We start from the raw sequence: 14,002 nt of genomic DNA, 5'->3' as shown, positions 1-14,002 counted from the left end.
TCAGTTCACCAGGAATTCGGCATGCAGGGCACCAGCGGCGTTGATGCTTTTCAGGATGTCGATCATGTCATGCGGCGCGACGCCAAGTGCGTTCAACCCGGCCACGACCTCTGCCAGATCTGTGCCGCCGCGCACCTCGGCAAGGCCGGTCCCGTCCTTGGTGATTTCAGCGGTTGACCGTGGCACGACCACGGTTTCCCCCTCGCTGAACGGGTTCGGCTGCACGACCAAAGGGCTTTCCTCGACCCGCAGCGTCAGGTTGCCCTGTGCCACGGCCACCCGGCTGATCCGCACATCGGCCCCCATGACGATGGTCCCGGACCGCTGATCCACCACCACCCGCGCGCGGGTCTCTGGCTGCACGAGGATCCCCTCGATCCGGCTGAGGACATGGGCGGGTGACCTCATCCCGGCGGCTGCAATATCAAGCGCAACAGTGCCCGCATCCTGCATCACCGCGATGCGGCGGCCAAATTCGGCGTTGATCGCGCGCTCAATCCGTTCGGCGGTCGTGAAATCCGCCGATTTCAACGCAAGCCGCAGGGTCGGTAGCCCTGCAAAGTCAAACTCCACCTCACGCTCAACCCTTGCGCCCGAGGGGATGCCGCCCGCCGTCGTCGGGACACCTTGCACCACGCGGGCCGCGTCCCCTTCGGCCGATACCCCACCCGCGATGATCGTGCCTTGCGCCACGGCATAGATCTGCCCGTCTGCCCCGTTCATCGGTGTCATGATCAGCGTGCCGCCAAGCAGACTTTTCGCGTCACCAATGGCCGAGACCGTCACATCAATCCGCGTGCCCGCCCGCGCGAATGGTGGCAACTGCGCCGTCACGAAAACGGCCGCGACGTTCCGTGGGCGGATCGCCTCGCCCGTGACATTGGCGCCCAGGCGTTCCAGGAGGTTTGCCATGATTTCTTCGGTAAAGGGGGCGTTGCGGATGCCGTCACCGGTGCCGTTCAGACCGACCACCAGGCCATAGCCCACCAGATCATTGCCACGCACGCCGTCGAATTCGACCAGATCCTTGATCCGGATCGGTTCAGCCAGTGCTGATGAGGCGATCAGAAAAAGGGCGGCAATCAATCGGATCATCTGAGGAAATCCACCAAGTTGAGCCGCGATACGCGGGCGGTGACAAGGTACAGCGATTCAAGCTGCACACGGGCCGTTTCCAACCGTGTCGCGGCCTCATACGGGTCAGCGGACCCGATGTCCGACCGCAGGATGCCAAGCGCAGTACCCTCGGCCGCATTGCGGGTTCGAGCAGATTCGATCTGAGCCTCAACCGTGCCGATCTTTGCGGTAAGGGCGATGCGGCTGTCTTCGCTGGTCAACAGCACTTGCCCGGCACGCTGGGCCAAGCGTGACCGTTCCACTGCGTTCCCGGAAAGCATCCCCCGGTCAAGCAGTGCAGCCATGGCAAAGCCTGCCAGCGTGTCGCGGATCGTTGGATCAAGCGCGGTCGTGGACAGGTCTGCGCTTTCACCTGGGGCGATGGGCGCGGGGGCCAAAGGGTCACCGCCTTGGTAGAATGTCCCGTAACCCAAAGGATCGGCGAACCAGTTGACCACGGCTCCAGCCACGGCGGCCGCAGTGGTGGCCCCGGTTGCGGCGGTTTCCAGTGCCGCCAGAAGATCGTCAGACGCGCCAAGCGGTGCGGTATCGGTGGCAGCGCCCGAAAACACCGAACGACCCGAAGCCTGGGCATTCAGCAGGCCGATCACGCTTTCCAGCCTGGCGCGGGCATCGGCGGCGACAGCATTCACCTGTGCCGTTGTGGGAAAATCGATAGCGCCAAGCAGCGTCGTGGTAATCCCGGCCGCCAGCGAGGAGAGGCCAGACAGCGTGGTCTGCTGAGTGCTTGCCTGAAAGGCTGCGTCGGTTGTCGTGGTCTTGAAGGCCGCCAGCCGCGACAGGCTGGCGTCAATCGCAAGAACGGGGGTGAGGTCGCCCCGAAGGACAAGCGCGATGTCGTCATGGCGACCGGTCGCCACTTCGTTCGAGGCGCGTTGGACCTGACCACGCAGGTCAGCACCCTGGCGCGCGAGGATGTTGGTCATGCTGGCATCGCCGACGGAAATGCGGGTCATGCGCCCAACCGGAGCAGAGTATCGATCATATCGCTTACCGTCTGGATGACTCGTGCGTTGGCGGAATAGTTCTTTTCGATGATCAAAAGCTGCTGCATCTCTTGATCTGTATCGATGCCGTTCTGCGCCTCGACATCTGTCAGCGCAGTCAAGCGGCCCGAGGCGAAGGATTGTTCCGACTGCGCCGAAAGCCGCAACGTCGCGGTATCGGCAAGGATGTCCGCCGTCAGGGTGGCAAAATCGCGACTGCCGGCGATGAAACCGGTCGAGGCCAGCGGCTTTTCGACCGTCAGCGCTTGATGAAGCGAATTCAGGAAGGCGCCATTGCCGGGTGGCCCTGCGGTGGCAGCGCCAAGGCCATCCCGCAGCCGGAAGAGAGCGCCGCCTTGCGTGGGATCGGCGGCGGCGTTCATTTTCAGACGCCCGGCAAGGCCGATTTCATCGGAGGGCAGAAAGGCGGCACCACTGTCGGTGAAAAGCCCGGGCGCACCGGGGCCAAGAGTGGCGTCAAGACCGGGGGCCGAAAACCGCTCCACCAGGTCGCGGGCTACGGCATCAAGCTTGCCTTGGGCGGAAACTGCCAGGTCATCGCGGACGGCAAATTGCGCGGCCAAAGTGCCGCCAAGGATGGGGCTGCCGGTACCTGCGGTGTCATAGGGATAGTCGTTGATCGTGAGACCAGACAGACCACCTGACGCCTGGGTCATCTGGGGTGTGATCAAGAGGGTGGGTGTGAAGGCAAACACGGACGGTTTGCCATCCAGCAACGGTGCGCCGCCAGTCGTGTAGAGCGCGATCTGGTTCATGTCGCGCGGAACTTCCCGGATCGGCACGATGCTGGAGAGCGTGTCGACCAGTCGCTGGCGTTCGTCCAGCAAAGCCGAGACGTCACGTCCCGCGCCGGTGAAGGCAAGAAGCGAATCGTTCAGCCGCTCCAGTTGGGCGAGAGTGCTGTTCAGGGTGCCTACCTGCGCGGCAATCTGGCGGTCGGCGGAGGTGCGGGCGTCCTGGATGTCATCGGTGGCGCTGGCAAGGCCGGAGATCAGGCTGCGGGCAGCGTTCGCGACGGTTGCAAGCCGCGCTTCAGATTCCGGGCGGCCAGCGGCGGCGATCAACGCCTGGTCAAGACTGTCAACACGTGCGGCCAGTGATCCGGCGCTGTCGGGTGTGCCGACAGCGCGTTCGACGCTGGCCAGAAAATCGGCCCGGACCGTGCGGTCACCGTCGGCAGCCTGCGCAAGGCGGCGTTCGGCGAGAAGCTGGCGGTCCACGTCGCGGGTGATGCCGGTGATGGCCACACCTTGACCTCTGTCAGTCAGAATGGCGGCGCGCAGGCCCACCTCCCGCCGGGCGTAGCCGGGTGTGGTCGCGTTGGCCACGTTCGATGACAGGATTTCCGCCTGGCGCGAAGTGGCTGAGAGGCCGGTCAGTGCCGAGCCGAGGGCTGCTGTGATGCTCATCGCCTGTTACCGTTTGATATTGGTGGTTTCCTGCAGCATTTCGTCGACCGTCTGGATGACCTTGGCATTGGAGGAATAAGCGCGCTGGGTCTGGATCAGGTTGGTCAGCTCTGCCGCGACATCGGTCTTCGAGCTTTCGCGTGAGAAGCCTTCGATCGTGCCGGTGGGGCCTGACCCCGCGTCCCACAACAGGAACGCACCCGAGTTGGGCGAGACCTGATAGGTCTGGTTGTTCAGCGACAGAAGGCCGTTCGGGTTCGGCACGTCGACCAGTGGCACCTGATACAGACGCCGGGTCAGGCCGGTATCGTATGTGGCGTTCACATAGCCGGACTGGTCAATCTCCACCTTGGTCAGGGTGCCGACGGGCGAGCCGTTCTTGGTGATGGCCAGCGGGACGAAAGTATCAGACAGCTGGGTGATGCCGTTTGGTTCCCCCGGGCTTCCGCTTGATCCCCCCGGGCTTCCGATCGTGACTGTCATCGGGCCGCCTGCCACCGCCAGGGACACCGTGCCAGCGACCGGGTCGTAAGCACCGCCGGAAACGACAGCGACCGAGGCAAGCGTACCGCCCGCGCCGCTGGTATCGTCAAAGGTCAGGGTGTATTCGCCGATCAGCGCGCCGCCAGATGCGGAATCACGGATCTCCATCGTCCATTGGTTCGAGGCGCCGGTGGCGGGCACAATCGGCTCGAAAGTAACTTCAAGCGCTTCCGACGTGCCCAGATTGCCGAAGTATTCCACGGACAGCGGTGGAACATCGGCTGTTGACCCCGCAACAGTGTAGGTGGCGGGCAGATTGACCCCCAGGCCGATCTGACTGGTCGGATTGGCGACCATCTGATTGGTGTTGACCACGATCGGCACCATGCCCGAGATGCTGTCGCGCGGGGCAGGCGGGATTGTCCCATCCGGATTGGCAGCCCATCCCATCAGCACAAGGCCAGAGTCGGTCTTCAGAACGCCGTCAGGATCGGGTCGGAAGCTGCCGGTGCGGGTCATCAGCAAGGGGGCGTTGCCATCTTCCAGCGCAACTTGCTGCGCGACGGGCAGCATTCCCCGCCCGGCAATCGCAAGGTCCAGCGCGTTCGAGGTGCCGACAAGATCGCCCCGTTCGTCAATCAACCGTGTTGTCGACGCGCGAACGCCGCCTGCGGAATAGGACCCGGACCCGCTTGATCCGGTGATCACCAGACTGGCAAATTCGGTCTGCACACGTTTGTAGCCATAGGTTCCCGAGTTCGCGATGTTGTCCGAGATTGCCGCAAGCCGCGTTGCGTTTGCGTTCAGACCGGCCACGCCGGCGCTAAGCGAGGAAGAGATCGTCATGGGAAAGCGTCTTTCTGCTGCTTCGAACCCTGCTGGGCCCAAACTGCACTTTGGCAACTTAACGCTGACCTAACGGTTGTGGCTAAACACCTAAAATTTGACCGAACACCTCAGCGGTCGCGGCGGAGCAAGGTCACCTCGATCCGGTTGTTCCGGATGGCTGTGGGCACTGCCACGGCAGGTTTTCGGTCTGCAAAACCTGAAATCCGTTGCATTCGCCCAGCATCCAGCCCGGCGCTTTCCAGCAAGCCGCGGGTAACTTGCGCGCGTTGGGTGGACAAGGCCCAGACCGGATTGTCGATCAACGTCACCGGATGCGATCGCAGAAAGCCGCTGACGGCGATTTCGTTGCTGGTAAGGTTCAGCACCTCGGCAAGAAGGTCAATAATTGCAAGGGTGACGGGCAAAGCTTCGGCCGTTTCGGCAGCGAACAGGGGCGCGTCGGGCAGATCGAAAATCTCGATCACCAACCCCTCATCAGTGACGCGGGTGACGACATGGCGCAACAGGCGTTCCATCGTGTTGCTTTCGCCGCCCCGGGCGATCAGAGCCTTTTCGACATCTTCAAGTTCAGACTGTGCCCGACCTTCGCCTGCCGTCCCATGGCCCGGCTCTGCCCCGGCCTGACCACTGGCGGCGGCCGACGTCTTCCTGTCCAGCGCGCCCGTACCGGAATTCGCCATGGTGTCTTCGGAAAACACACTGTCGCCGCCAAAGGCACCGTCACCCCCGCCCGAAATGCGGTTCACCGGGATCGTCGGATTGAAGTAATCCGAAATCCCCTTGCGTTGCTTTTCCGTTGTCGCGTTCAGCAGCCACATCAACAGAAAGAAGGCCATCATGGCGGTCACAAAGTCGGCGTATGCCACTTTCCAGGCCCCGCCGTGGTGACCGCCGCCCTGAACGACCTTCTTTCGCTTGATGATGACTGGCGCGTTGCCTTGCGCTGCCATCAGATTCACCCGTATTCACACCCGGAACAAGCGATAGCAAAGCAGCCTTTACCAAGCCTTAACCCGCTGGTTTTTAGGGAAAAGCCGCTCTTGCGCCACAGTCAGGCCTGGGCGTTGGCCATGGCTAAACGCGGCGCTCTCCGCCCTGCCAGACGCCAAGCAGGGTGCCGTCAGCCGCCAGATGCACCATGTCGGCGGCCCGGCCCGGTTGGAGGTGCCCAAGGCTGTCTGACCGTCCGATACAGTCCGCCGGGCGGGCGCTGGCCATGGCAAGCGCCACATTGGTGGAGGTGCCAAGGCCGATCATCACGGATACGGCGCGGGGCAGGGTCAGGTCGGCCCCTGCCAGAGTGCCGTCTTCCAGGGTCAGCCGTCCACCTTGCCGCAGGATGCGCCTGCCGTTCAGGCGAAACTCGGTCAGGTCGCTACCAGCCGCGGCCATTGCGTCCGAGACAAGGAACAGCCGGTCGGGCGCTGCGGCCATCGCGATCCGGATGGCTTCGGGTGCGACATGGATGCCATCCGCGATCAGCCCGGCGTGAACCGGACCGGTCAGTGCCGCACCGACAAGGCCGGGTTCACGGGGGGCAAGCTGGCTCATCGCGTTGAAGAGATGCGTCACGCAGCGGGCGCCAGCGGCGATGGCGGCACTTGCTTGGGCGTGGCTGCAATCGCTGTGCCCAAGGCTGACGATCACCCCGGCGCGGGCCAACCGGGCGATCTGGTCGGGCGTTGCTGCCTCAGGCGCAAGTGTGACCATAAGGGTGGGCAGCTTTCCTGCAGCATCCAGCAATTGCGTCAGGTCGGACTCTGTCATCGGACGGATCAACGCCGGATCATGCGCACCCTTGCGCCGTGGGTCGAGATGCGGCCCTTCCAGATGCAGGCCAAGAAAGCCGGGGGTCTGCCGTTGCGCCGCAGTGATCCCGGCGGCAATGACGCGGGCCGTCGCTTCGGGCGTGTCGGTGATCAGCGTCGGCAAGATGCCGGTCGCGCCAAGGCGGGCGTGGGTGGCGCACATCTCTGCCAGCATCTCGGGGGTGCTGGTGGCATCGACCATGCGCCCACCTGCACCATTCACCTGCAGGTCCAGAAAGCCGGGGGCAAGGATGCCGCCGTTCAGCCGGACCTCAGCTCCCGGGCCGGGACCTGCGATGCACCCATCGACCACGCGCAAGGTGGCGGACCGGTGCAGGGTGGTTCCGTCAAAGACATCTGCCCCGGTGAAGATCTGTGGCATCAGACCACGCACCCAGTTGGGTTGCCATGTTTGCAGGGCAGCATGGACGGGCGGAGGAGCGATGGGTTCGTGTGTCGCATCGGCAGACCTTTCGGCAAGACTTGCGGACGGAAAGAGCCCCGAGGGTCAGCCGCGCAGCGCGCTGGCCCAGCCCCGCAGCACCGTTCCGGTGGCATCCCCATCAATCACGCCCAGAAGGATGCCGTCCTTCATGCGGGCGCAAAGAATGCTGTGACCTTCGATCAGCGAGGCACCCAGCACGATGCAGACCGGACCTTGGGGCTGGGTCGCAACCTGATCAAGCTGCTGGTTCAGCGCTTCGCCCTCGTCATCAAGGAAGCCCTGCAGGTGCGACACCATCTCTTCCGGGCCATCCGTGGCGCCGTCATCTTCGCCGCCGACGACAAGCCAGGCCATGAGTTCCGGCCCGATTGCGCGGGCAAGGGTGCCAAGGAACGATCCGCCCGCAGGCATGTCGGCGGGTGGCTGGACTGGTGGCGCCGGGCTTTCGGCTTCGGGCTCGGGCTCCGGTTCTGGCGGTGCGGCTTTGGTCCGGCGGGTCGGCGGGTTGGCGGGATCGTCTGCCGGGATGGTTCTGACGACGGGGTCGGCGGGGGTTGAGCCTTCCAGCGGGTTGAGGTCGATCAGCAAGAGGTCCGCCAGCAGCGCCACTGGCAACCCCACGCTGACGCCATCCACCTCACGCGTCATGGGCAGGGCCCAGACCCGCAGTTCCTGTCGGGGAACCGCAACGGCCTGCATAAGCTTGATCAGCTCGTCCTTGTGGTCGTCATCAAGCACTGCGTCCGCAAGGGTGTTTTCCGCGCCGGGCAAGCCGTTCGCGGCGGTGACACGCAGGACCCGGCGGCCCGACACCTCAAGCGACAGGCTTGATCCGCCGCTGGATTCGAACGTCAATGTGCGGCCCAGCACGGTTTCGTTCACTTCGCACAGCAGGGCGGCAAGCGGATTCGCGTCGGATATCGCCGCAATCACCCGTGCCCCACCCGGGGCGATGCGGGCGGCTGTCTGCAAGGCATGCAGACGGGCAATGATCGGAAGGGTGCCCCTGTTCACTGGTTCGCCTGACTTAGGCTGGATGTTCCCATGTCACGCACCGGCAGAAATCTTGTCCAAGGTTTCGCGGATCTTCGTCACAAACCCCGCAAGGTCAATACCGTGATCGCAGATGCAGCACATCGCGTCGGCTGGTTCGCTTTCCGACCGCAGATAGACGCGCAGGCTTTCGGGACCCATGACCACAGCGGCATGCGGTTCGCCAAACGCTTCGACCGAAAGGGAAAACAGCGGGTCATCAAAGCTTGACCGCGCCTGTTGGCACAGCTGGTCAAGATGTTCCTGCGTGATGTCATCCTTGCCCATGCTGGCCAGAATCATGCTGGCCGACAGGTCGGCAAAGGCCACCACACGCGTTTGCGGATAGGCCTTGATCACCGCGCCAAGGCTTTCATTGATCCCCACTTATCCGCCCCCAACCGTTCCTGCCGACCTACTGGCCCTGTGACCGACCGGCCGCGCGTGGCTCGGCCCCTGCGTTCAAGGCGCGGTCCGAGAAGGACACCACTGCCGGTCCCGTTTCTTCGGTCGGGCGTTCGGTGCGCAACAGGCGTTCCCCCGCCGCAACGCGACGCGGCATCACCTTGATCACCGGAGTATTGCGAATGACGGTCAACCGTTCGAACGACCGGGCGATCAGGCTTTTCCCGCTTTCACCTGGGTCAGCCGGGTCGGGGGTGATTGGCGGCATCGCCTCTTCCCCCGGTTCGGGAAAGCCTTCGTCGATCAGGCGGTGGACCAGATCAAACAGCGCGCTGGCAAAGGCCTGCGCCCCACTGTCGATCCATTTGGTCTCGTCCTCCCCCGCCGTCATCGCCTTGAGGAGAGAGACGGGGAACACGTCCGCGAACAAGCCATCCACTTCGGACACGACGCGCTTTTGCACCTTGGCCTTGTCCTTGTCGCCAAGGATCTTGTCGAACCTTGTGATCAGCAGCAGGCTGTTCTTCCGCATTTCGGCCGGGAATGTCGACCAGACGCCGGATTCCGATTGCCGCCAGGCCTGGGTTGCATGGGTGCACCACAGCACACCATCCGCCAGATGGGCCATCCGTTCCCATACTTCCGGCGACATCGACGGGTCCGAGATTCCGGGCATGTCGATCAGGTCACAATACCGCAGGATATCGCTTTTCATGAAGATACGGACATGTTCCGTCGTCTCAAGCGACACGTTGACCAGATCGGCCACGTCCAGATCATAGGCAACGCCATCCAGACCCATCGTATAGGCGTCATCCGGCCCGTAAGACAGCCAGACCGGGGGCAGTTGCGTGGCCGTCACCTTTTCCAGCAGCGGCCTTGCCCCCATCAGCACGTTGCAGAGCGTACTTTTGCCCGAGCTGAATTCGCCCATGATGGCGATTCGGGGTTTGCGGGTCATCGGCATTCGTATCGTCCTTTCCTGCGCGGCCAGGGCTTACTCGGCGTAGATGCCAAGTTCGTCCATGATCGACGCCAGGCATTCCTGCCGGTCTTCCCAGGCATTCACGCCGAACAGTTCTTTCATTTCGTCCATCGAGATTTCCGAGCTGGCCAGCGCGCTCATCAGCAATTCGCGCTGTTCCTGCAGGAAGTCGCGCAGCGTGGTCTGGGTGCGTTCCCGGAACAGGCCGATCTGGATGGTTTTCAGGTCATTGATGATCGGGTCAGTCTCGGCCCGGATCAGGTTGTAGAAGTCCTGCGCAAAGGCCTTGTAGCCGCGACGGCGCTGCCACCAGCCCTTCCACCAGCTGACCTGAAGGTCCAGCGCAATCGTCTGGCCAAGGTTGATCGGCGGCGGAATGTAGGACACGACCGGCGTCTCGATCTTGAAGCCTTCCACGGTGATCGAGAAGGTCTTGCCGTAAAGGTCGGCAATCTTGACGGCGGTTTCGTTGTTCACCTCGGACGCGATGGCGTGCATCTTCTTCAGCACAACCTGATAGCTGGACGACAGCAGCATCCGCAGACCCAAGGGGCTGTAATGCCAGGTCGCATCCTCACCATTGGCCTGCAGATGTTCGATCAGGCTGTTGGTCGCGCGCTCCAGAAACCGCTCATAGCTTTGGTCGATGCGGTTGGTGAAATCCTTGCAGACGTTGTTGGTCAGATGCGTCAGCTTTTCTTCGGCAGCCGCCTCGATATGGCGCAGTTCTGCGTCCAATTGCTGGGGCGTCATCGTCCGGTTCAGCTGGCCATCGGATTCCAGGATGCGGACCTGATCGACGACGTCCAGCGACTGCGCCAGGTTCAGCGCCTGCCGCGCGGATTTCTGCAGCGCCTCATGCACCGGGCCTTCGTACATCCGCTGGCCCAGCGCATCCAGCAGCGCCGGCACCCCGGACGCGTGCCAGACCAGCTGTTCCGCCGTCCAGTCGTTCATCTTGTCGGCAAAGGCGGCGCGGGTCCAGTTGATCGCCGACTCGGTCGAGTCGTCGGTCATCTCGTCGATCTGGCCCAGCAGCACGGCGTTCGCCCAATGGGCCGAGCCGTAGATGATGTCGATATCCTGCGGCGCGTTGTTCTTTTCCAGCGTTTCCAGAATCGACTTGTGGATTTCGGGGACTTGCGCCCCCGGGTCGGGCAGTTCGTCGATCCGGTTGACGAAAATGATGATCTCACGCGACTGGCGATGCGCGATCAGGCGGATCAGCGCCATGTCCATCGTCGTCAGCGCCTGATGAGCCGACAGGACAACGATACAAGACCGGCTGTCGCGCACGGCGTTGATCGTGATCTGTTCGCGCATCATGAATGTGTCGTTCACGCCGGGCGTGTCGCGCACACATAGCAGGACGGGAATGTCCTCCCGCTCAATGTAAAGGTCGGCGGATTTGGTGATGTCGGTGAAACGGCCCTGGTCGGCGCTGCCAAGCTCTTCATCGCCCACGCAGACATAGCGGCGCAGCAGCGCGTCATCGACCGCGCCATAGCGGTGTTCGGTGCCCAGCAGCATCTCGAACTTGCGGCCAAGCCGGGCCTGCGCCTTTTCGCGCATCGCCACGACCTGCAGCCGCAGCTTTTCAAGCTCGTCATCAGCGCCAGCGCGGGCCGCCAGCTGGCCGATCCGGCCGCCGTTCGACACCAGCTTGTCCCATTCCGCGCCGTCGAAGAACTTGAACTTCGCCTTGACGTTCAGTTCCGGGCTGGGGGTGTTGATGTGCAGCGACGTCACCACTGACGTCCATGGGTTCACGTCCGTCGGCAGCAGCCCCGGCTCTCCGATCATGGCGTTGATCAGCGAGGTCTTGCCCGCCTTGATCTGCCCGATCACCGTGACCGAGGGTTCAACCTCACGCACCTGTTGCAGGATCCGCGTCACCTTCTTCGAGGTGTCGGCATCCGCCATCGTCACGAAATCGCGCAAAACATCTTCAAATTGCTGATTTGCTTCAGCAATGCGGCCAAGGCCCGGAAAGCTGCGCTTCAGCGCAACGTCCGGCGCGACTCCGGCAGGCACAGCTGCCTCAAGAGCCGGTTCATCGTCCTGAACTATGGCGCCAAGTCCCATGATATCCTCACAACTTCCGCCCCAAACCACTTATATGGCACACAGAACGGCGCAAGTCCCCGCAATCATGACATAAGTTGGGAAAGTGGTCCGAATTGGGCAGGTTTCTGTCGATTCTTCGGCTTGTAATGCTATCAAGCCGCGCGCAATGTTTCCAGATCACGACGAATTTGCAGCAGTAGCGTTACCGTGTCGTCAGCGGGCGCATGCCCTTTTTCCAGCTGCATCAGCATGATCAGATCAAGCACCTCGCCCAGATCGCCGTTGATTCGCCGCAACGCCGCCGAACCGCCGCGCGACAAAAGGTCGATGACCTGTTCCGTCGTTTCGCGCCCGTGTTCAAGAATCATGTCGATCGGCCGCTTTTCATCGGGGTCGAGCATCTCGGTCAAGGCAGCCGACCGGCTGATGATAAGGTCGATCGCCTGATCCAGCAGGCTTTGCTCGCTTGCCGGGATCGGCCCGGCCACGGCGGCCGCAGCAAGGGGCGCAACCGGGGCTGACGCCACGCGCGCCGCAATGCGGGGGCGCTCTCGCCGCTCGGTCCGTTCGGGGCTGGGATCTGGCCTACGGTCACGAAGCACGGCAACCCGGGGCGCAGGCATCGGCTCGGCAGGTTCGGCGGGCTGCACGGCGGGCGACCGCACGCCGGGGGTGGCGCGGATCCGGACGACCGGCTCGGCCACGCGCGGCTGACGGGCTGGAGTTTCGGATGGAGGCGCGTCTGTTTCAGCGACCGGGGCACCGTCGCCGCGTTCGCGCAGGGCAGACAGATCGACCGGAGCCTCGGCCGCAGGCTTGCGTGCCCCGAACAATTGCGGACCCGCGGATCGTTCCGCCGGGGCTGGGGCGGCAACAGGTGCTTTTGCGGCAACGCTGTCACGGGCAGGCCGCTCACGCGCCACGCGCGTCTGGGACGGCGCAGCGGCGGCCGCCAGCATCGCGGCAATCACCGCATCATCCGGCCCGGTTCCGGCATTCTCCGTTTCCACCGCTGGCTTCGCCACGGATACGGGTGGCGTTGGCGGGGCCGATTCGGCAGCCGATTTCGGTTTGGCACTGGCAGGGTCATTCCGCGACTTCCAGGTCGTGCGCAGCGGAACCTTCTCGTTTGCGGGTGCATCCTCTGGCAAAGGAAGCTGCTTGATCCGATCCGAAAACCGCTTGCCGCCAAGCGATACCACCGGTTCCGCGGCTTTCACGGATTCATCGACAACCTCAGGCTTGACCCGACGGTCAATTTTGGCAACCGGCTCTGGCGCAGTTTCCAGCTGGGGTTCAAGCTCTGGTTCTGGTTCTGGCTCTGGCTCTGCTGCCGGTACGGGCTCCGGCTCAAGCTCGGCTTCCGACGCCGCCGCATCCTGTACCATCATCTCGGCCACCATGTCCGGCAGCTCTGGCTCGGGCTCTGGCAGATCCGCGACACGGGGCGCTGGCGCCTCTTCGGGTGGCGGGGTCCATGTTGGTGCGTTGGTCTCGTCAGGCTCCGGGTCGGCAAAGCGCTTCGCGACGATCGAGCTTGCCTCGACATGGCGCGCCAGAAGCAGTTCCGCCATGTCCGTGTCGGCGCGTCGGGCCATCTGCACCCGCGTCTTGATCGTGCTGATCACCGCCGCAGCCCCGCTGTCGCGGAACATGTCGCGGTCCAGACCCCCAGCGGCCTGCAATGCCGACCGCGCCTGTTTGGCCGAGATCGAGAGCACCTGCCGGAATTCTTCACCCGCGCGCAGTTCAACCCGTTCCAGCATCCCTGCCGCGGCTTCCCGGCTGCCAAGCAGGTCAACCTTGGTCAGGAACAGAAAGCCGTTATCCTTGACGGAATCCGGCATGCCTTCCCAGACCATCTGTTCTTTCGGCAGGTAGGATGTCGTGCACCAGATCACAATATCAGCCCGCTTGCTGGCCCAGATGGCCGCACGGCGCTGTTCGGCCTCCATCGGCCCCGCCGACACTTCCAGCAGACTGATCACCTTCAGCGCCGCCAGATCCATCTCCAGCGTCACCAGGGCCGGGTTCAGAGCCATCACCTTGGACAGATCGCTGCCCGGCACAGTTTCGGTCCGGCCGTCAGCAAGCGTGCACAGCATCCGCGCGTCGGCCCCGTGCTGCACGATGACGGTCGGCAGCCGCAGCATTTCTGGAACGACCATGGTCCCTGCGAGAAGGTTCAGAATGGCCGACTTTCCCGACCCGGGCAGCCCCAGCAGAGCGATCCGGGCAGGACGTTCCAGTCGCTCGATCAGGCGCTCGGCAGCCTCGGCCGGCCCGCCGGCAGGCAGAAGTCCTCGGTCCAAAAGGTGACCAAGCCGTTGGGCAACCGTCATTTCGCCGGTTTCGTCAGCCATTGCTCACTTCTA

General features: G+C 63.5%; 11 protein-coding genes. All 11 read right to left on the bottom strand.

The annotated features are described in order from the left end of the window. The 11 genes from EI545_RS10420 to EI545_RS21545 all read right to left on the bottom strand — a co-directional run bounded on the left by EI545_RS10420 (position 1) and on the right by EI545_RS21545 (position 13,990). Positions 1 to 1,095 carry a flagellar basal body P-ring protein FlgI gene (locus EI545_RS10420; RefSeq protein ID WP_125325414.1) on the bottom strand — a complete coding sequence of 365 codons (1,095 nt, stop codon included), beginning with the start codon at positions 1,093 to 1,095 and terminating at the stop codon, positions 1 to 3. After that, positions 1,092 to 2,093 (bottom strand): flagellin, encoded by a 1,002-nt coding sequence (locus EI545_RS10415; protein ID WP_125325413.1) that lies wholly within the window; start codon positions 2,091 to 2,093, stop codon positions 1,092 to 1,094. Before EI545_RS10415 ends, EI545_RS10420 begins: the two co-directional genes overlap by 4 nt. Next, the gene (flgK, locus tag EI545_RS10410) at positions 2,090 to 3,553 is read right to left on the bottom strand and encodes a flagellar hook-associated protein FlgK (protein WP_125325412.1); all 1,464 of its coding nucleotides are present in this window, start codon (positions 3,551 to 3,553) and stop codon (positions 2,090 to 2,092) included. Before flgK ends, EI545_RS10415 begins: the two co-directional genes overlap by 4 nt. 6 nt (positions 3,554 to 3,559) lie before the next feature. Further along, positions 3,560 to 4,882: a flagellar hook protein FlgE gene (locus EI545_RS10405; protein ID WP_125325411.1), complete on the bottom strand. Its 1,323-nt coding sequence runs from the start codon at positions 4,880 to 4,882 to the stop codon at positions 3,560 to 3,562. A 110-nt stretch (positions 4,883 to 4,992) separates the two neighbouring features. After that, on the bottom strand, positions 4,993 to 5,835 hold the full coding sequence (locus tag EI545_RS10400; RefSeq protein ID WP_125325410.1) for a flagellar motor protein MotB: 843 nt from the start codon (positions 5,833 to 5,835) through the stop codon (positions 4,993 to 4,995). Positions 5,836 to 5,959: 124 nt separating this feature from the next. Further along, complete coding sequence (gene nagA / locus EI545_RS10395; protein ID WP_125325409.1) at positions 5,960 to 7,075, bottom strand: N-acetylglucosamine-6-phosphate deacetylase; 1,116 nt, start codon at positions 7,073 to 7,075, stop codon at positions 5,960 to 5,962. 126 nt (positions 7,076 to 7,201) lie between these two features. Continuing rightward, positions 7,202 to 8,152 (bottom strand): hypothetical protein, encoded by a 951-nt coding sequence (locus EI545_RS10390; RefSeq protein ID WP_125325408.1) that lies wholly within the window; start codon positions 8,150 to 8,152, stop codon positions 7,202 to 7,204. A gap of 33 nt (positions 8,153 to 8,185) precedes the next feature. After that, positions 8,186 to 8,557: a hypothetical protein gene (locus tag EI545_RS10385; RefSeq protein ID WP_125325407.1), complete on the bottom strand. Its 372-nt coding sequence runs from the start codon at positions 8,555 to 8,557 to the stop codon at positions 8,186 to 8,188. A gap of 28 nt (positions 8,558 to 8,585) precedes the next feature. Continuing rightward, a complete protein-coding gene (locus tag EI545_RS10380; protein ID WP_125325406.1) occupies positions 8,586 to 9,542 on the bottom strand; it encodes a dynamin family protein in 957 nt (318 codons plus the stop codon). 30 nt (positions 9,543 to 9,572) lie between these two features. Beyond that, positions 9,573 to 11,645 (bottom strand): dynamin family protein, encoded by a 2,073-nt coding sequence (locus EI545_RS10375; RefSeq protein ID WP_125325405.1) that lies wholly within the window; start codon positions 11,643 to 11,645, stop codon positions 9,573 to 9,575. Between the two features lie 134 nt (positions 11,646 to 11,779). Continuing rightward, positions 11,780 to 13,990 (bottom strand): hypothetical protein, encoded by a 2,211-nt coding sequence (locus tag EI545_RS21545; RefSeq protein ID WP_125325404.1) that lies wholly within the window; start codon positions 13,988 to 13,990, stop codon positions 11,780 to 11,782. Between the last annotated feature and the right edge of the window lie 12 nt (positions 13,991 to 14,002).

Source organism: Tabrizicola piscis (assembly GCF_003940805.1).
GTDB lineage: Bacteria > Pseudomonadota > Alphaproteobacteria > Rhodobacterales > Rhodobacteraceae > Tabrizicola > Tabrizicola piscis.
Note: the sequence above shows the minus strand (reverse complement) of the source record. Positions and strands in the feature narration are given on the sequence as shown.